We start from the raw sequence: 17,754 nt of genomic DNA on the forward strand, positions 1-17,754 counted from the left end.
GGGCCTGACTAGCGCGACGAGCCTCGTCGCACTGATGGTTCGCCCTTCACGCCCAGACGCGGGGCAGAAATCCGCGCATCAGCGCCGCGACCTCGGCGAGATTGGTCTCCAACAGCCAATGCCCGCCATCGAGCAGATGCAGTTCAGCATCGGGAAGGTCGCGCAGATAGGCCCGTGCCGAGCCCTCGGGCATGTACCCGTCCTGCGGTCCCCAGACGATCAGGGTCGGCGGCCGCTGTTCGCGCAGGTAGGCCTGATAGCGCGGGAACCAGGCGAGGTTATCCTTCAATCCGGCAATCACACCGACAATGATCTCCCGGCGCCGTTCCGTCGTCAGCGACCAGTGCAGCGTCCACAGGTCGGGCGGGATGCGCTCGGCGAGTTCCGGGCGAACGTCGTTCAGGAACTCGTCGCGAAATCCCTCCTCGGTGACGGCCTCCCCCAGCTTGGCACGCATCTGCGGCGTCGGGTTGCGGAAATACTCCTGGAGAGGAGCATATTTCGGGCCGAGCTGATCCTCGTAGATGTCTCCGTTCTGAATGATCAGGGCGGCAATCCGATCCGGGCGCATGATTGCGAGGCGCAGCCCGATCTGGGATCCGAAATCATGCAGATAGAGGGCGAAACGGTCGATTCCGAGCCGGCTCAGGAACCGGTCGAGGAACGTGGCGTAGCCGTCGAAATCGTAAGGGAAGTCTTCCGGAGTATCGCTGTATCCGCACCCCGGAAAGTCCGGCGCGAGAAGCCGCCAGCGATCCGCCAGGAGAGGCATCAGGTTGCGGAACTCGTAGGAGGAGCAGGGATAGCCGTGGGGCAGCAGGATGGCAGGCGCATCCTCCGGCCCTGCCTCGCGGTAAAAGGTGCGGATGCCGTCCACGTCGATCCAGCGATGCTTCACGATTTCTGTCGCGTCCATCTCCAACGTCCTCGTATCCTGTCGGTCAGGAACTTGAACGTCGCCATGCGGCGATTGGTTCATGGATCCGGCGATAGTCGGGGCAGCGCGTCAGCCGCTTGGGCATGAAGCGCGATGCCCCCATGCGCTTCGGGCTGTTCCGCGCTATCATGCCCGCATGACCGAGAAGCTGAAACGACGGCTCACCACCGTGCTGTGCGCGGACGTGCAGGGCTATTCGCGCCTGATGGAAGCGGACGAGCCAGGCACTCTGGCGACGCTGCGCCGCTATCGGGCTGCCATGGCGGCGCTGATCGAGCGGCATGACGGGCGGATCGTCAACACCTGGGGCGATGCCGTCATCGCCGAATTTCCCAGTGTCGTCGAGGCGGTGCAGTGTGCCGTCGAGACCCAGCGGGAGCTGTCCGCCCAGGATTCTCACCTGCCTGCATCCCAGCGCATGCGGTTCCGCATCGGGATCAATCTCGGCGACGTGATGGCGGACGGCTCCGACATCTATGGCGACGGGGTCAATATCGCGGCACGGCTCCAGGAAATGGCCGAGCCCGGCGGGATCCTGATCTCCGGCCCGGTCTACGATCAGGTGCATAACAAGTTGTCGGTCGGCTTCGATTATCTCGGTCGCCAGCAGGTGAAGAACGTCGCGGCTCCGGTGACGAGCTACCGGGTGGCCCTGGATGGCAGGATGGACGAGCGCTCGGCAGCCATCAACGAGGCTGCAGTTCCGCGCTCTTTCGAACGCTCGCCAAGATCTCAAGCCCGGTTGTCAGATCGGTTTGCAAATCTGCCGCGCCCGGTCGCCGCGGCCTTCGTCATCGGCGGATTCCTGTTTCTGATCAATGTCTTCAGCGGCCTGCACGAGATCTGGTTCCACTGGCCGGTCACGGCGATTCTGCTGATCGTCGGCTTGTGGATGGTGTTTCGGCGCAAGCCCGCTCGGGAGGCGCGGGAAAACCGCCCGGCCGATTAAGGGGCACCTCAGCAAAAAGCCCGGCGCGATGGCCGGGCTTCTGTGATCGGCATCCTCGGCTCTCACGCCACGAACTGTCCGTGGCAGTGCTTGAACTTCTTGCCCGAGCCGCAGGGGCAGGGCTCGTTCCGGCTGACCCGGCCCCAGGTGGAGGGGTCGTTCGGATCGCGGGACGAGGAAGGTTCCGTTCCCGCGGCAGCGGCGACATAGCCGAGGGCCGAACCGGCGCCGAAAGCGCTGCCCTGGGGCATGTCGAACTCGTTCTCGCCGGTGGCGGGATCGAGGTGCTGGGCGAACATGGGCGGCAGATCCTGCGGCTCCGGCTGCTGGAACACCACCTGGATGCGCATGAGTTGACCCGTCACCTGCTCGCGCAGATGGCCGATGAGGGCGTTGAATAGCTCGAAAGCCTCGGACTTGTACTCGTTCAGTGGATCGCGCTGGGCAAGGCCGCGCCAGCCGATGACCTGCCGCAGATGATCGAGGGTCACGAGGTGTTCGCGCCAGAGGTGATCCAGGCTCTGCAGCAGAACCTGCTTCTCCACGTAGTTCATGACCTCGGACGTGTTGGCCTCGACGCGCTGGGCATAAGCCTCGTCGGCCGCCTTGGTGATGCGCTCGCGGATCTCGTCGTCGGCGATGCCCTCTTCCTTCGCCCATTCCTCGATCGGCAGATCGAGGTTGAGGAAGTTGACGACGTTCTGCTTCAGGCCCTCGACATCCCATTGCTCCGCATAGGCATTCTCCGGGATGGCGCGGGAGACGATGTCCTCGATGACGCCGTGGCGCATGTCGTCGATGGTCTCGCGCACGCTCTCTTCCGCCATGAACTCCTTGCGCTGCTCGAAGACGACCTTGCGCTGGTCGTTCATGACGTTGTCGTATTTCAGGATATTCTTGCGGATGTCGAAGTTGCGCGCTTCGACTTTCGCCTGCGCGCGTTCGATGGCCTTGTTGATCCACGGGTGGATGATGGCCTCGCCTTCCTTCAGGCCGAGCTTCTGCAGCATGCCGTCCATGCGGTCGGAGCCGAAGATGCGCATCAGGTCGTCCTGAAGCGACAGGTAGAACTTGGAGCGGCCCGGATCGCCCTGGCGGCCCGAGCGGCCGCGCAGCTGGTTGTCGATGCGCCGCGATTCGTGGCGCTCGGTGCCGAGCACGTAGAGGCCGCCGGCCGCGAGCGCCTTCTCCTTGAAGGACGCCACCTCGTCCAGGATCTCCTTCTCGCGGCGGGCGCGCTCCTCGCCTTCGACGCCCATGAGCTCGCGCTCGATGCGCATCTTGGCGTTACCGCCGAGCTGAATATCGGTGCCGCGGCCGGCCATGTTGGTGGCGATCGTGATCGCGCCCGGCACGCCGGCCTGGGCGACGATGAAGGCCTCCTGCTCGTGGAAGCGGGCGTTCAGCACGGCGAAATGCTTGGTGCCTCGGCCGGCCCGCGCATCGCGGTAGAGAGGCTCCAGCGCCTGCGGGTCCTCGAAGTTGATGAGCTTGTAGCCGTCCTTGATGAGCAGCTCGGCGAGATATTCCGACTTCTCGATGGACGTGGTGCCGACCAGGATCGGCTGACCCTTGGCGGAGGATTCCTCGATATCGCGGATGACCGCCTGATAGCGCTCCTCCATGGTCCGGTAGACCTCGTCGTCGTCGTCCACGCGGGCCACGGGACGGTTGGTCGGGATCTCGACCACTTCGAGGTTGTAGATCTCCAAGAACTCGTCGGCTTCGGTGGCGGCCGTGCCGGTCATGCCGGCGAGCTTGTCGTAGAGGCGGAAATAGTTCTGGAAGGTGATGGAGGCGAGCGTCTGGTTCTCGGGCTGGACCTGGACCTTCTCCTTGGCCTCGAGTGCCTGGTGCAGGCCTTCCGAGTAGCGCCGGCCCTGCATCATGCGGCCGGTGAACTCGTCGATGATCACCACCTCGCCGTTGCGGACGATGTAGTCCTTGTCGCGCTGGAACAGGGTGTGGGCGCGCAGCGCCTGGTTCATGTGATGGACCAGGGTGGCGTTCTGGGCATCGTAGAGGTCGCCCTCCTTGAGCAGGCCGATTTCCCGCAGCAGCGCCTCGATCTTCTCGGTGCCCGCCTCGGTGAGCGCCACGGAACGCTGCTTCTCGTCGAGCTCGTAGTCGGTCTTGTCGAGGCGCGGGATCACCACGTCGATGGCGTTGTAGAGCTCGGACCGGTCGTCGAGAGGACCGGAGATGATGAGCGGGGTGCGCGCCTCGTCGACCAGGATCGAGTCCACCTCGTCCACGATGGCGAAGTTGTGGCCCCGCTGGACCATCTGCGCCATCTCGTACTTCATGTTGTCGCGAAGATAGTCGAAGCCGTACTCGTTGTTGGTCCCGTAGGTGATGTCGGCCGCATAGGCCTGGGCACGCTCGGCATCGTCCAGCCCGTGAACGATCACGCCGACGGAAAGCCCCAGGAAGCGGTAGATCTGCCCCATCCACTCGCTGTCGCGGCGAGCGAGGTAGTCGTTGACCGTCACCACATGGACGCCCTTGCCGGCCAGCGCATTGAGATAGACCGGCAGGGTCGCCACCAGGGTCTTGCCCTCGCCGGTGCGCATTTCGGCGATCGAGCCCTCGTGGAGCACCATGCCGCCGATGAGCTGCACATCGAAATGGCGCTGGCCGAGGGTGCGCTTGGCCGCCTCGCGAACGGTGGCGAAAGCCGGGACCAGGAGGTCGTCCAGGGTCTTGCCGGCGGCGAGCTGGGCCTTGAAGTCCTCGGTGCGGGCGCGGAGCTGCTCGTCGGACAGGGCCTCCAGCTCGGCCTCCATCGCGTTGATGGCCGCTACCTTCGGCCGGTAGGACTTCAGACGGCGATCATTGACCGAGCCGAAGATTTTCTTCGCGAGAGAACCGAACATCGAGAGCCTTCGAAAATTCCAGAATGCAGGAGAAAGGGGCGTTTGGGCCGCCTTATAGACCTAATTACGCCGGAGTGCATCTTAAAGACTGTGCCTTTAGTGGCGCAGCCCCAAGCCGGCCCGGAGGACCCGTTCAAGACCCCGCGAGCGGCGATGCTGTGACATAAATATGCCATCACTTGCAAACGTAAACACATTCGGCCATCTGATCGTCGCTGTCCGTGGGCGATCACGCTCACCAGAGGAAACCACATGTCTCGCTCACTCAACGTTCGGAAGAGCCTTCTGACCCTCGGCGTCGCCCTGCCGCTCATGGCCGGGGCAGCCCTCGCCCAGACCCCTCCCGCGCCTGCCACCTCCCCTGCGGCCATGCCGGCCGTCGATTCCTCCAAGGTCATCGCCCGCGTCAACGGCGTCGACATTACGGAGGGGGATCTCGCCCTGGCCGCCGAGGATCCGGCCCTGCAGATGCCGAACGTTCCGGAAGCCCAGAAGCGCGACCTGCTGACCGGCTACATGATCGACCTGAAGCTCGGCGCGAAGGCTGCCGAGGCCGCCAAGGTCGGCAGCGGCGCGGAGTTTGCCCGCAAGCTCGCCTATAACCGGGACAAGACCCTCCTCGACGAATACCTCGACCAGGAGGCCAAGAAAGCCGTCACCCCGGAGGCCGCCCGCAAGCTCTACGACGAGACGGTAAAGAGCGTGCCGGCCGAGCAGGAGGTCCGCGCTCGCCACATCCTGGTCGAGAACGAGGACGAGGCCAAGAAGATCGCCACCCGCGTGAAGGGCGGCGAGGATTTCGCCAAGGTGGCCGGCGAGGCCTCGAAGGACCCCGGCTCCAAGACCGACGGCGGCGATCTGGGCTTCTTCACCAAGGACCGCATGGTCGAGCCCTTCGCCGAGGCCGCCTTCAAGCTCGAGCCCGGCCAGATCTCCGATCCGGTGAAGAGCCAGTTCGGCTGGCACGTGATCAAGGTCGAGGAGAAGCGCACCAAGCCGGCCCCGACCTTCGAGGAAACCAAGGACCAGGTCGAAACCTACCTCGCCCGCAAGGCGCAGCAGGACCTGATCATGGGCCTGCGCAAGAATGCCAAGATCGAGCGCCTGGACGACAAGGGCAACCTCGTCGAGCAGAAGCAGCAGTAAGCTCGGTTTCTCTCATTCAAAGGGCGGCCTTCCGGGCCGCCCTTTTTCGTTTCAGGCGTCCCGACCATTATTTATTCGTCCGACCCCTCCGGTTCGGATCGACGCCGCCTTCGCGGTTGGTCTGGTTCTCCACGTCGCCCTGGAATGTCGAGCCGCCGTCGAGATCGCGCGGATCCTCGCCCGACCTGGTGGATCCCTTGGAGCGGCCGATGCCCGGATCGACGTCCAGATCGCTGCGCGGGCGGTCCTGAGGTTGGGTCTTTGGGTGTTTGCCCGTCATGAAAGCCTCCATCGCCTGCAGACCGGGTCAACGAGGACACACCAGCTGCGTTCCTTGGTCCATGCCGGTGTGCCCCTGCAGCTTTGACTTGACAAAAAGCCTTAAAAAACCGCAGGTCGCCTTTCCTAAACGGTATTCCATCCGCTCACCCTGAGACCCTTTGCATGTCCAAGTCCGTGTCTCCGCTCGCTCCGAAGTCGTATCCGACGCTTCCCGCCATCGACGGCGTCAGGATCGCAACGGCGGAGGCCGGTATCCGATACAAGAACCGGACTGACGTTCTCTATGTGACCCTGCCCAAGGACACGGCCGTGGCAGGCGTGTTCACGCGCTCCAAATGCCCTTCGGCCCCGGTCGATTGGTGCCGCAAGAACTTGAGCAAAGGCACGGCCCGGGCGCTGGTGGTGAACTCGGGCAATGCCAATGCCTTCACGGGCAAGAAGGGTGCGGAAGCGGTCAAGCTCACCGCCGACATCGCCGCCGAGGCGGCAGGCTGCCGGGCCTCGCAGGTCTTCATCGCCTCCACCGGCGTGATCGGCGAGCCGCTCGAGGCCACGAAGTTCGAGAACGTGCTCACGGCCTGCGAGAAGAAGGCCAAGCCCACCGCCTGGCTCGATGCCGCCAAGGCGATCATGACCACCGACACCTTCCCGAAGGTGGCGACCCGCACGGCTACCCTCGGCGGCGTCGAGGTGACGATCAACGGCATCGCCAAGGGGGCGGGCATGATCGCTCCCGACATGGCCACTATGCTCTCCTTCATCTTCACGGACGCGCCCATTGCCGCCCCCGTGCTGCAGACGCTTCTGAAGAAGGGTGCCGACAAGAGCTTCAACTGCGTGACGGTGGACAGCGACACGTCCACGTCCGACACGCTGCTCTTCTTCGCGACGGGAACTGCCGCCTCCAAGGGGGCACCGACGATCTCCCTGCCGAGCGACCGTCGCCTGAAGGAATTCCGCAGCGCCCTTGAGGGCCTGCTGTGCGAGCTCGCACAGCAGGTCGCCCGCGACGGCGAGGGCGCGCGCAAGTTCGTTACCGTGAAGGTGACGGGCGCCACGGGCGCCACCTCGGCCAAGCGGATCGCCATGGCGATCGCCAATTCGCCGCTGGTGAAGACGGCGGTCGCCGGCGAAGACGCCAATTGGGGCCGCGTGGTCATGGCCGTCGGCAAGGCCGGCGAGCCGGCCGAGCGCGACAAGCTCGCGATCTGGTTCGGCGACATCCGGGTCGCCGTGAAGGGCGCTCGGGATCCGGATTACGACGAGGCCAAGACCTCTGCCTACATGAAGGGCGACGAGATCACGATCCGGGTCGATCTCGGCCTGGGCCGCGGCGAGGCCACCGCGTGGACCTGCGACCTGACCAAGGCCTATGTGGAGATCAACGGCGATTACCGGAGCTGACAGGGAGTCGGTCAGGGAACGACGGTGATCTTGCGTTTGATGGTGATCCGCATCGGGCCGCCGTACTGACTCATGCCGATGAACGTGTAGGCAAACTCGTCCGGCCCCTGGTAGCCGGGCTTGGCCACATAGAAGGGTTTGAGCCCCTCGACTCCTGCCCTGCCGATCTTGGGCTTCTGTGAGATGATTGTTTCCTTAAGGGCGCCGGGAATCCCATTGATGCCAAAAGCACAACCTTTGCCGGACTTTACCGTCAGCTCGCCTTCAGTCTCGGCGATCTCACCGTTGAAGTAGACGGGAGGACCTGAGCAGTCCTGTGCTGAGGCCGTGCCTGCCCAGAGACCGCAAGCGAGCGCGGTTGCGACAGATAATGTCCGGATCATGAAAGCCCCTGAAGTGATAGCCTGCGAGTAGCAGACTTTTACGTCTCTAGGTTCTGTTTCAAAGTTACATATGTCAAGTCATATGAAAGAAGTTCGCTTCAGGGTGGAAGCAGGATATGAGAGCAACCTTGCTCGCTCCAACAAACGGCTTGATCACCCGTGTCTTCTGTAAAGCTCACCCTCGTCGTTGCCGTCGCCCTGATCGACACGGACAATCGGATCCTTCTGGCGCAGCGGCCTGAAGGGAAGCAGCTTGCCGGCCTGTGGGAATTTCCCGGCGGCAAAGTGGAGCCGGGCGAGCGGCCAGAGGAGACCCTGATCCGCGAGCTGCGCGAGGAACTCGGCATTGCCGTGAAGGAGCCGTGCCTCGCGCCGCTGACCTTCGCGAGCTATCCGTACGAGACCTTCCACCTGCTCATGCCGCTCTATGTCTGCCGCCGCTGGGAGGGCTTCGTGCAGCCGCTCGAGGGGCAGGCGCTCAAATGGGTCAGGCCGCAGGACCTGCGAAGCTATCCCATGCCGCCGGCCGACGAGCCGCTGATCCCGTTCCTCGTCGATCTCCTCGGATCCTGAAGGGCGCTATGTCCTTGCAGAATGCCGGCGGCACGGCCTCGACACCCGCGCCGACCGCAGCTTTCGTGATCTCCAACCTGCTGGTCTGCTCGTTCCTGTGGGGGAGCTCGTTCCTGCTCGTGAAGCTGAGCGGAAGCTTGAGCCCCTTCGTGCTCGCCGCCATGCGCGGCCTGATCGGCGCCACAACGCTGGCCCTTTGGTTCACCCTTCAAGGCAAGAGCATCCTGCCGCAGCGCCATGAGTGGCGCATCTGGGCCGTGCTCGGCACCCTCAACGGCTGGCTGCCGAACGTGCTCCTGGCTTATGCCCTGACGCAGATCCCCACCGCCCCTGCCGGCATGATCCAGGCCTCGTCCCCGCTGATCGTCGCCGTGCTGTCGCACCTGCTGTTCGCCGATGAGCGGCTGACGCCCCGGCGTTTCCTGGGCGTCCTCGTCGGCTTTCTCGGCATGGGCATCCTGATCGGCCCCGCCGCCCTGCCGGACAGCGGCATCAACGCGACAGGGGCGCTCCTGATGTTGGCGGTGGCCTTCAGCTATGCGACGGCGAATGTGTTCGTGCGCACGGTCAAGCAGGCCGATCCGGCCAGGATGGCACTCGGCCAGCAGATCTGCTCCGGCTCCGTCGCGACCCTTCTGGCCATCACTGTAGCCGGACCATCAGCCTTCGCCCCGGTGCCCTCGCACATCCTGCCTCTGCTCGCGCTCGGGGCCCTGTCGACGGCCCTGCCGATCCTGCTGTTCATGCATCTGATCCGCCGCACCGGCCCGACCCGCGCCTCGATGGTGGGGTATCTTGCGCCGGTCTGGACCACCATCATGGCGGTGCTGTTCTTAGGCGAGAGCATCGGTCCTCGCGAACTCACCGGCGGCGCCGTGGTGCTCGCAGGCGTGGCGCTGGTCTCTTTCAGCGGAAGGCTCGGATCAGTTCGCTGAGCACCGCGCGCGTCTCGGGCGGAATCTCCACCGGTCGCTGGGTGGTCCTGTCCACATAGACATGGACGAAATGGCCCTGGGCGGCGGCGTTCTCGACACCCGCCTTGAAGATCCCGATCCGGTAGCGCACCGAGGAGCGCCCGAGATGGGTGACAGCAATGCCGGCTTCCAACATGTCAGGGAATGCGACGCTTTCGAAATAGGTGCAGCCCGTCTCCACGACAAGGCCGATGACAGGGCTCTCGCCAATGGCGAGAAGGCCCTTTTCGATGAGCCACCCGTTCACGGCCGTGTCGAAATACGAGTAGTAGTGCACGTTGTTCACGTGCCCGTAGGCATCGTTGTCCAACCAGCGGGTCGCGATGGGACGAAACAGCCTGAAGGCGGAGCGGTCGGGCCGCGCAGGACGGTTTGGCATGGCGTCCGTCACCAGGCCGCCTCATAAATCGTGTGCGCATCCTCAAGGGCGAGCGGGCGCGGGTTGTTCACGAGCAGCCGTGTCTGCTTCATGGCATCGGCGGCCAGCATGGGCACGGCATCCTGCGGAATACCCAGATCGCGCAGGCGCGGCTGGAGCCCGACCTTGGCGCACAAGGCGGCAATCGCATCGACGAAGGCCGATGCCGTGGCACGGCCTTGGAGCTCCGGAAACGCGCAGGGCGCAAGCTCCGCGTAAGCGGCCGCGCAGGCGCCGGCGTTGAAACGCAGCACATGCGGCAGCACGAGCGCGTTGGAGAGCCCATGCGGCACGCCGAAATGCCCGCCGATCGGGTAGGCCAAGGCGTGAACGGCAGCCACCGGCGAATTGGCGAAGGCCTGACCGGCCAACATGGACCCGAGCAGCATGGCCGAACGGGCCTCAAGGTCGCTGCCCTGATGCACCGCGCGTTCGATGTTGCGTCCGAGCAGGCGGAGGGCTTCCTTCGCCAGCGCCTGCGAGACCGGATTGTTGTTGGGGCTCGTCGAGGTATAGGCCTCGATGGCGTGCACCATCGCGTCGATCCCGGTCGCCGCCGTCACAGGCGGCGGCAGGTTGACGGTCAGGTCCGGATCGAGCAGCGCGATGTCCGGGATGATCAGCGGCGAGACGACGCCCTTCTTCTCATGCGCACCGGTGGTCACGATGGAGATCGGCGTGACCTCCGAGCCCGTGCCGGCGGTGGTGGGAACGGCCAGGAGCGGCAGCCGCGGTCCTTTCGCGATGCCGACACCGTAGATTTCGGGAAGGCTCTCGTGGCTGGCCGCGAGAAGCGCCACGAGCTTCGCCACGTCGATGGACGAGCCGCCGCCGAAGCCGATCACGGCCCGCGCCTGGAAATCCTTTGCTCTGGCGACGGCGGCCAGCACCACATCCTCGGGCGGATCTGCAACGACCGCGTCGAAGACATCGACGGCAATCCCCGCTTCTTCCAGCGTGTGGAGAGCGGGCGCGATCAGCCCGGCCCTGACGAGCCCCGAATCGGTGACCAGGAGCACGCGGGGACCGAGGCGCTGGGCTGCGATCTCGCCAAGGCGCTCGATGCTGCCGGAGCCGACGATAAGGGACGGGGCAGTGTTGAAGGTGAAGGGCGACATGGGCGTTCCCAGGATGCGGGCTCTTGCGCCGGAGATTGCCCCGGTCCCGCAGGAGCAGCAACCCGCCGCCCCTTCAGCCCTTAGGAGAAGAGCCTAGTCCTGAAACTCCTCGATGGCGTCCATCTTCTCCGGATAGAAGGCTAGATGCTCCTTGATGGCGGCAACGGAGGGAGCGGGCTGCTCGTAGCTCCAGGCCGCATTCTCCCGCACGAGTCCGCCGCCGTTGACCGTGAAATACGAAGCATCGCCCTTGTATGGGCAATGAGTCCTATGATCGGTCGAGTCCAGCAGATCCATATGCACGTCCTCCCGGGGAATGTAGTGGACGGGCGGGAGGGTCGCCTCTTGCAGGGTGAGAGCGTGCGTCGTCTCGGCAACGATGAAGCCGCCGAGCATGACCCGGATGCGGTGCGGGTTCTTCGTGATGGTGATCGGATGATCCGGGCCGGGCTCTTTCATGGGTCCATTCTTTCCAGAGAGGTCTTCTCAAGAATGAAGATAGGGCAACCCGGTTGCAGCCCAAGGCAGGATGAGAATCACGTCTCGTCCAGGGGAGGTGCAGGCGGACCTTCCTTCACGCCCAGGGCATCGGCGAGCCGCGTCTTGGCGGAACCGGGACGCAGGGGCTTCTGCTGGCTTTCATGGGGTGTCCAGCCGGAGAGCCAGACGATCTCGAAGGTCGCCGGAATACGGCCGTCCGCATCGCCGAACCGCTCCGCATAGATCTCCGCCATCCGCATCAGGGTCGCACGCCGCAGCGGGGTCCTGCGCCGATCATGGAGGGCATTGGTCAGCCCCATCCGGCGCAGGTCCTGCATCAGCGCGAAGGCATTGGCATAGCGCACGCGGACCGTGTCCGAATCGGTGACCGGCAGGGCAAAGCCCGCCCGTTGCAGCAGGCCGCCGATGTCGCGCAGGTCGGCAAAGGGCGCTACGCGCGGGCTTACACCGCCCTCGATCTCGGCTTCGGCCTGCGTCAGGGACTGACGCAGCTCGGTCAGGGTGGAGCCGCCCAGGAGCGCGCCGATGAACAGGCCGTCGGCTTTCAGCGCCCGACGGATCTGGATGAGCGCGCCCGGCAGATCGTTCACGCCGTGCAGGGCCAGGAGAGACACCACGAGGTCGAAACGCTCGCCCGTGAACGGCAGGCGCTCCTCGTCGCCGAGAATGCTCCCTGGCTCAGGCACCGGGGACAGGCGGATCACGGTGTCGGCACGACCGCTCCGGCGCAGAGCCTCGGCGGCAGCGGGGGTCGGCGTCCCCACATCGAGCGCAAGAGAAAAGGTCCGCAGCACCGTGGAGAGCCGCTCCTCCAGATCCTCGACGGCGCGGACCAGGAGGAAATCGGCATAACCCCGACTCAGCGCACGCGACAGGCGGCGGCGGACGAGGGAGCGGTCGAAGACGAGGGGCGTGCTCATGAGGCGCTCGATATGGCGTGTGCCGGCTTCAGAACCAAGCATTTTTTGATTTCTGTCGAGGAGATGCCAGCCGGCGGCTCATCGGCTAAGCTTGCCCCATGAGCGCGCCCGCCGAAGCCCGGCCGATCCCGTGGAGCGCCCGCCTCCGCAACGGGGCGCGGGAGGCTTGGCGCTCGGCCCTCGGCCTCATCTATCCGCCGACCTGCATCGCCTGCCAGGCCGCCACCGGCGAGCCTCATGGTCTCTGCGCCGCCTGCTGGTCGCAGATCCGTTTCATCGAGCGGCCCTTCTGCGAGCGTCTCGGTACACCTTTTGCGGTGGATCTCGGCCAGCCGCTCGTCTCGCCCGCTGCCATGGCCGATCCGCCGGTCTTCGGGCGCGCCCGCGCCGTGGCCGAATACGACGGGACGGCGAGCCTGCTCGTGCACCGTCTCAAATACAACGACCGCCTGGAACTCGCCCGCGCCCTGGGCGGGATGATGGCCCGGGCCGGTGCCGAGCTCTTGGCTGATGCCGACGTGATCGTGCCCGTGCCGCTTCATCGCTGGCGCCTGTGGCGGCGGCGGTTCAATCAGGCCATGGCGCTGGCCAAGACCGTCTCGGCGGAGAGCGGCGTCGCTTGCGACCCGTTCCTGCTCGCCCGCGTCAAGCACACCCGCCGGCAGGTCGGGCTCACCAAGGCGCAGCGGCAGGAGAACCTCCAGGGCGCCTTCCGCGTGCCCGTTGAGGCGAAGGCCAGGCTCGCCGGCAAGCGCGTGCTTCTCATCGACGACGTGCTGACCACCGGCGCCACGGCCAATGCCGCCTCACGGGCACTCCTGCGCGGCGGCGCAGCCTCGGTGGATATTCTGGCCTTCGCCCGAGTTGTCCAGGAGTTGTGATGGGAGCCCAAAGCTTCCTATATCCCCGCCATCGAAGGAGAACTCTCTGTCATGCCGTCCATCACGATCTACACGAAGAGCTGGTGCCCCTATTGCTCGGCAGCCAAGAAGCTTCTCGGCGAGAAAGGCGTCGCCTTCACCGAGATCGATATCGAGAAGAAGCCGGAAGCCCGCGCGGAGATGATCCAGAAGGCGAACGGCCGCTCCACCGTTCCGCAGATCTTCATCGGCGAAAAACATGTCGGCGGCTGCGATGACCTGTATGCTCTTGATGACAGGGGCCAGCTTGAACCTTTATTGCAGGCCTGACGGAGACCAGACTTCATGACCTCGACCCGCTTCACCGCCGCCTGTATCCAGATGCGTTCCGGGCGCGACGTCCTCAAGAACCGCGACGATGCGGTCGCCCTCGTGCGCGAGGCCGCGGACCAGGGGGCGCATTTCGCTCAGACGCCCGAGATGACCTCCCTCGTCTGCCGGGACCGGGCGGAGCTGTTCGACAAGGTCGGGCCGGAGGCGCAGGATCCGGTGCTCGCAGCCTTGCGCGAGGTGGCGCGGGAGCGGAGCATCGTGGTCCAGATCGGCTCGATTGCGGTGAAGGAAGGCGACAAGGTCGCCAACCGCGCCTTCCTCATCGGCCGGGATGGCGAGGTCATCGCCTCCTACGACAAGATCCACCTCTACGACGTGGACCTTCCTAATGGCGAGAGCTGGCGCGAATCGGCCACCTATACGGGCGGCGCCTGGGCGGTGGCGGCCGAGACGCCCTGGGGCTATCTCGGCATGACCATCTGCTACGACGTGCGCTTTGCCGCCCTCTACAAGGCGCTGGCCGAGAACGGAGCCTCGTTCCTCTCGGCACCGGCCGCTTTCACGAAGCAGACGGGCGAAGCCCATTGGCACGTGCTGCACCGGGCGCGGGCCATCGAGACCGGCTCCTTCATGATCTCCGCCGCGCAAGGCGGCCTGCACGAGGACGGGCGCGAGACCTTCGGCCATTCCGTCATCATCGATCCCTGGGGACGGGTGCTGGCGGAAGGCGGCACGGAGCCGGGCGTGTTCCTGGCCGAGATCGACACCGCCCTCGTCGCCGAGGTCCGCGGCCGGATCCCGACCCTCAAGAATGCCCGTCCGTTCAAAGTCGAGGTCGTTCCCATCATCGAGACGGATCGGGCGGCCAGCGCCTGATCCCTTCCCTTTCCGAGCCTGGATCCTTAAGTCTTCCCAAGACATGATCAAATACGCGCTGGCCTGCGAGCAGGCCCATGAGTTCGAGAGCTGGTTTCCGTCGAGCGAAGCGTTCGAGACGCAGCGCAAGCGCGGCTTCGTGACCTGCCCGTTCTGCAATTCGGCCAAGGTCGAGAAGCAGATCATGGCTCCCTCCGTCGCGCGGACGGACAAGGCCCCGAAAACACCGGTTCCGGAGGCTCAGCCCATGGCGGTTCTCTCTGAGCGGGAGCGGGAGCTGCGCGCCGCGCTGCGGGCCCTGCGCGAGCACGTGATGAAGAACGCCGAGGATGTCGGCAAGGGCTTCGTCGAGGAAGCGCGCAAGATGCATTACGGCGAGACGGAAGAGCGCTCGATCTACGGCGAGGCGGATCTCGCCGAGGCCAAGGCGCTTTTGGAGGAAGGCATCGACGTCCTGCCGCTGCCCGTCGTGCCGGACGACCGGAACTAGGCCGATCTAATCATCCAGATCTTTCTTCAGCCGATCAAGCATCTCCACCGCTCGGCCGGCATAAACGCCGATCCAGCGGTCGTAGATGTGCTTGATCGGGAGCGGATTGAGATGATTCCACCGCTCGCGCCCCTCGCGCCTGACGATTACGAGGTCCGCTCCCTCCAGAACCTTCAGGTGCTGCATCACGGTGCAGCGGTCGAGCGCCGGGAATCGGGCACACAGCTCGCCCGTGGTCTGCGGCTTATCCTTCAACGCATCGAGAATGTCGCGCCGAGTTGCGGCCGATAAGGCTTTGAAAACCCGATCACTTTCTTCGTCGCTTGACATGTTATCTTTTTATAACATGATGCCCCGATAGGCAAGGAGACCGGTCATGGATCTGACGTTCAAAGTGTCTGCCAGGATTGCGAAGCCGGTGGCGGAGGTGTTCGAAGCCGTCGTCAACCCGACGGAGCTGTCGCGTTATTTCACGACCGGCGGCGCCAAGGGCCGACTGGAGACTGGGGCGACCGTCACCTGGGATTTTCACGACTTTCCGGGAGCCTTTCCGGTGTGGGTCGTCGAGGTGGTGCCGGACAAGCGGATCGTCCTGCAATGGGAGGCCGGCGATGAACCGTCGGGCAACGCCTCGGGCAGCTACAAGACAACAGTGACGATCACCTTGGAGCCCCTCGACAATGGACGGCGGACGCTGGTCTCGATCTCGGAGGAAGGTTGGCGCGAGACGGAAGCCGGCCTCAAATCGTCCTACGGCAATTGCCAGGGCTGGATGCAGATGCTCTGCGCACTCAAGGCCTACAAGGAATACGGCATCAACCTGCGGGAAGGCATGTTCAAGTAGGACGCCTGCCGTGATCGGAACGAGCCGCGGCCGTTCCGGCTTATGCCTCATCTGAGCAACGATGAGGATGAACGTTCCTTGGCGGTTTTCTTCACCAGCGACACCCATTTCGGCGATCCCAGAGTGCTGCGGATCGACAAGCGTCCGTTCCAGTCGATCCCCGAACACGATGCCGCCCTCATCGGCAACTGGAATGAGGTCGTCTCGCCCGAGGACGAGGTCTGGCATCTGGGGGACTTTGCCCTGCATGTGCGGCCCGAGCGTGTCGACGAACTGCTCGGGCTGCTTCATGGACGCAAGCACCTGATCATCGGCAACAACGATGGCCCGGCCACCCTTGCGGCGAAGGGCTGGGAGAGCGTTCAGGCCTATGCGGAGCTCATGCTCGACGGCCATGCGCTCGTCATGTGCCACTATGCCTTCCGCACCTGGAAGAACATGGGCCGGGGCTGGATTGATCTGCACGGCCATTCCCACGCCAAGCTGAAGCCGCAGACGCGCCAGTTCGACGTGGGTGTCGATGCGTTCGACTACCGTCCCGTGACTCTTGAGACGATTTTGGCCTCCCGGACGAGACGCCGGAAGGCCAGTGCCGAAATGGTAACTGGCTGAGAGAAGCTGTCAGAGAGCAGCTTTCACAGGTTTCAATACCGGCGATGCCTCGGCGCGGTCGAGCCGGCGGCTCCACAGGGCCAGGAAAAGACCGGAGGCCGGCAGCAGGGCCGCCACCCATGTCACCGCGCCCAGACCGAGGCCGTGATCGATTACGACACCACCGAGCCAAGCCCCGAGAGCGTTGCCGAGATTGAACGCGGCGATGTTGAGGCTCGACGCCAGGCTCTGGCCCGCCCCGTCGGCTTTTTCCAGAACCCACATCTGCAGGGGTGGGACGGTCGCGAAGGCGGCGGCGCCGAGCAGGCCCACGAACGCCACGGCCGCGACCTTGTTGTGGATGCCGAGCGTCATGGCGGCGAGCACCACGGCGAGCAGGCCGAGGGACCCGAGCAGGGTCGCCATCAGGCGGCGGTCGGCGAGCCTGCCGCCCAGGAGGTTGCCCAGCACCAGACCGCCGCCGAAGACGAGCAGGATCGGCGAGACGGCCTCTTCCGAGAAGCCGGTGATCTCGGTCAGGATCGGCGCGATATAGGTGAAGACCGCGAACACGCCGGCATAGCCGAGCACCGTGGTCAAAAGCCCGAGCAGCACCGGGCGGCGGGCGAGCACCGTCAGCTCATCGCGAAGGCTTCCGCCGTCCGTCGTTTCCTGGCGGTCCTTCGGCACGAAGAGCGCAATCACGGCGAGCGCCGCCACGCCCACGACGGTCACGGCCCAGAAGGTGGCGCGCCAGCCATAGGCCTGACCGAGCCAGGTGCCGAACGGGACGCCGAGGATGTTGGCGACGGTGAGGCCCGTGAACATGATCGCGATCGCGGAAGCCTTCTTGTCCGCGGGCACGAGGCTTGTCGCCACCACGGACCCGACGCCGAAGAAGGTGCCGTGCGCAAAGGCCGTCAGCACGCGGGCCGCCATCAGCGTCGCGTAGTCGGGCGCGACCGCGCAGGCGAGATTGCCCAGGGTGAACACGACCATGAGGGCGAGCAGCACGGTCTTGCGCGACCAGCGGCCCGTGACCGTGGTGAGCAGCGGCGCGCCGACCACGACGCCCATCGCATAGCCGGAGATGAGCAGGCCCGCGGCCGAGATCGAAACGCCGAGATCGGCGCTCACCTGCAGCAGCAGACCCATGATGACGAATTCCGTGACGCCGATGCCGAAGGCACCGGCCGTCAGCGCATAGAGAGCAAGAGGCATGAGAGACGTCCTTCAGAGAGCGGCATGGCCGCTTGATGGCCGCAAGATGGACCTCCCG

The 17,754-nt window shown here is 65.0% G+C and carries 21 protein-coding genes; 11 read left to right on the forward strand and 10 right to left on the reverse strand.

Features of this window, described 5'->3' with window-relative positions:
- Nucleotides 1-46 precede the first annotated feature (46 nt).
- On the reverse strand, nt 47-916 hold the full coding sequence (locus tag VB672_RS04720) for an alpha/beta fold hydrolase (protein ID WP_329783024.1): 870 nt from the start codon (nt 914-916) through the stop codon (nt 47-49).
- Nucleotides 917-1,073: 157 nt separating this feature from the next.
- Here VB672_RS04720 and VB672_RS04725 point away from each other — a divergent pair, with 157 nt between their 5' ends.
- Nucleotides 1,074-1,886 (forward strand): adenylate/guanylate cyclase domain-containing protein, encoded by an 813-nt coding sequence (locus tag VB672_RS04725; RefSeq protein WP_329783025.1) that lies wholly within the window; start codon nt 1,074-1,076, stop codon nt 1,884-1,886.
- Nucleotides 1,887-1,948: 62 nt separating this feature from the next.
- Here the strand turns inward: VB672_RS04725 and secA are convergent, their stop codons facing one another.
- Nucleotides 1,949-4,762: a preprotein translocase subunit SecA gene (gene secA / locus VB672_RS04730; protein WP_329783026.1), complete on the reverse strand. Its 2,814-nt coding sequence runs from the start codon at nt 4,760-4,762 to the stop codon at nt 1,949-1,951.
- A gap of 252 nt (nt 4,763-5,014) precedes the next feature.
- On the opposite strand from secA, the gene VB672_RS04735 reads away from it, so the two are divergent.
- On the forward strand, nt 5,015-5,908 hold the full coding sequence (locus tag VB672_RS04735) for a peptidylprolyl isomerase (protein ID WP_329783027.1): 894 nt from the start codon (nt 5,015-5,017) through the stop codon (nt 5,906-5,908).
- Between the two features lie 67 nt (nt 5,909-5,975).
- On the opposite strand, the gene VB672_RS04740 is transcribed toward VB672_RS04735, so the two are convergent.
- Nucleotides 5,976-6,188 (reverse strand): hypothetical protein, encoded by a 213-nt coding sequence (locus VB672_RS04740; RefSeq protein ID WP_329783028.1) that lies wholly within the window; start codon nt 6,186-6,188, stop codon nt 5,976-5,978.
- A 164-nt stretch (nt 6,189-6,352) separates the two neighbouring features.
- On the opposite strand from VB672_RS04740, the gene argJ reads away from it, so the two are divergent.
- Entirely contained in the window at nt 6,353-7,594 is a 1,242-nt protein-coding gene (argJ, locus tag VB672_RS04745; protein WP_329783029.1) for a bifunctional glutamate N-acetyltransferase/amino-acid acetyltransferase ArgJ, read from the forward strand.
- An 11-nt stretch (nt 7,595-7,605) separates the two neighbouring features.
- Here the strand turns inward: argJ and VB672_RS04750 are convergent, their stop codons facing one another.
- Complete coding sequence (locus VB672_RS04750) at nt 7,606-7,977, reverse strand: hypothetical protein (protein WP_329783030.1); 372 nt, start codon at nt 7,975-7,977, stop codon at nt 7,606-7,608.
- Between the two features lie 159 nt (nt 7,978-8,136).
- Between VB672_RS04750 and VB672_RS04755 the strand changes: the two genes are divergently transcribed.
- Both VB672_RS04755 and VB672_RS04760 read left to right on the forward strand, forming a co-directional pair.
- Complete coding sequence (locus VB672_RS04755; protein WP_329783031.1) at nt 8,137-8,550, forward strand: (deoxy)nucleoside triphosphate pyrophosphohydrolase; 414 nt, start codon at nt 8,137-8,139, stop codon at nt 8,548-8,550.
- A gap of 8 nt (nt 8,551-8,558) precedes the next feature.
- Complete coding sequence (locus tag VB672_RS04760; protein WP_329783032.1) at nt 8,559-9,485, forward strand: DMT family transporter; 927 nt, start codon at nt 8,559-8,561, stop codon at nt 9,483-9,485.
- On the opposite strand, the gene VB672_RS04765 is transcribed toward VB672_RS04760, so the two are convergent.
- The 4 genes from VB672_RS04765 to VB672_RS04780 form a co-directional block, all read right to left on the reverse strand.
- Complete coding sequence (locus VB672_RS04765; protein ID WP_329783033.1) at nt 9,457-9,903, reverse strand: acyl-CoA thioesterase; 447 nt, start codon at nt 9,901-9,903, stop codon at nt 9,457-9,459. The two genes, VB672_RS04760 and VB672_RS04765, sit on opposite strands and share 29 nt — an antisense overlap.
- Nucleotides 9,904-9,911: 8 nt before the next feature.
- Nucleotides 9,912-11,060 (reverse strand): iron-containing alcohol dehydrogenase, encoded by a 1,149-nt coding sequence (locus tag VB672_RS04770; RefSeq protein WP_329783034.1) that lies wholly within the window; start codon nt 11,058-11,060, stop codon nt 9,912-9,914.
- A 93-nt stretch (nt 11,061-11,153) separates the two neighbouring features.
- A complete protein-coding gene (locus tag VB672_RS04775) occupies nt 11,154-11,519 on the reverse strand; it encodes a DUF427 domain-containing protein (RefSeq protein ID WP_329783035.1) in 366 nt (121 codons plus the stop codon).
- A gap of 77 nt (nt 11,520-11,596) precedes the next feature.
- Nucleotides 11,597-12,481 carry a class I SAM-dependent methyltransferase gene (locus VB672_RS04780; protein WP_329783036.1) on the reverse strand — a complete coding sequence of 295 codons (885 nt, stop codon included), beginning with the start codon at nt 12,479-12,481 and terminating at the stop codon, nt 11,597-11,599.
- A gap of 98 nt (nt 12,482-12,579) precedes the next feature.
- Here VB672_RS04780 and VB672_RS04785 point away from each other — a divergent pair, with 98 nt between their 5' ends.
- From VB672_RS04785 to VB672_RS04800, 4 genes are read left to right on the forward strand one after another with little or no spacing between them, the layout of a single operon-like run.
- Complete coding sequence (locus tag VB672_RS04785; RefSeq protein WP_329783037.1) at nt 12,580-13,362, forward strand: ComF family protein; 783 nt, start codon at nt 12,580-12,582, stop codon at nt 13,360-13,362.
- A 51-nt stretch (nt 13,363-13,413) separates the two neighbouring features.
- A complete protein-coding gene (gene grxC, locus VB672_RS04790) occupies nt 13,414-13,671 on the forward strand; it encodes a glutaredoxin 3 (RefSeq protein WP_329783038.1) in 258 nt (85 codons plus the stop codon).
- 15 nt (nt 13,672-13,686) lie between these two features.
- Complete coding sequence (locus VB672_RS04795) at nt 13,687-14,550, forward strand: carbon-nitrogen hydrolase family protein (protein WP_329783039.1); 864 nt, start codon at nt 13,687-13,689, stop codon at nt 14,548-14,550.
- Nucleotides 14,551-14,593: 43 nt separating this feature from the next.
- Nucleotides 14,594-15,040, forward strand: a complete 447-nt coding sequence (locus VB672_RS04800) for a DUF1178 family protein (protein ID WP_329783040.1) — start codon at nt 14,594-14,596, stop codon at nt 15,038-15,040.
- A gap of 6 nt (nt 15,041-15,046) precedes the next feature.
- Here VB672_RS04800 and VB672_RS04805 read toward each other — a convergent pair whose 3' ends face one another.
- Complete coding sequence (locus VB672_RS04805) at nt 15,047-15,370, reverse strand: ArsR/SmtB family transcription factor (protein ID WP_329783041.1); 324 nt, start codon at nt 15,368-15,370, stop codon at nt 15,047-15,049.
- Nucleotides 15,371-15,416: 46 nt separating this feature from the next.
- Here VB672_RS04805 and VB672_RS04810 point away from each other — a divergent pair, with 46 nt between their 5' ends.
- The gene (locus VB672_RS04810) at nt 15,417-15,884 is read left to right on the forward strand and encodes an SRPBCC family protein (RefSeq protein WP_329783042.1); all 468 of its coding nucleotides are present in this window, start codon (nt 15,417-15,419) and stop codon (nt 15,882-15,884) included.
- Nucleotides 15,885-15,962: 78 nt separating this feature from the next.
- Nucleotides 15,963-16,496, forward strand: a complete 534-nt coding sequence (locus tag VB672_RS04815) for a metallophosphoesterase family protein (RefSeq protein WP_329783043.1) — start codon at nt 15,963-15,965, stop codon at nt 16,494-16,496.
- Nucleotides 16,497-16,505: 9 nt separating this feature from the next.
- Here VB672_RS04815 and VB672_RS04820 read toward each other — a convergent pair whose 3' ends face one another.
- Nucleotides 16,506-17,696 (reverse strand): MFS transporter, encoded by a 1,191-nt coding sequence (locus VB672_RS04820; RefSeq protein WP_329783044.1) that lies wholly within the window; start codon nt 17,694-17,696, stop codon nt 16,506-16,508.
- Nucleotides 17,697-17,754 lie beyond the last annotated feature (58 nt).

Origin of the sequence: Microvirga sp. CF3016 (assembly GCF_036314085.1) — a bacterium.
Taxonomy (GTDB): Bacteria; Pseudomonadota; Alphaproteobacteria; order Rhizobiales; family Beijerinckiaceae; genus Microvirga.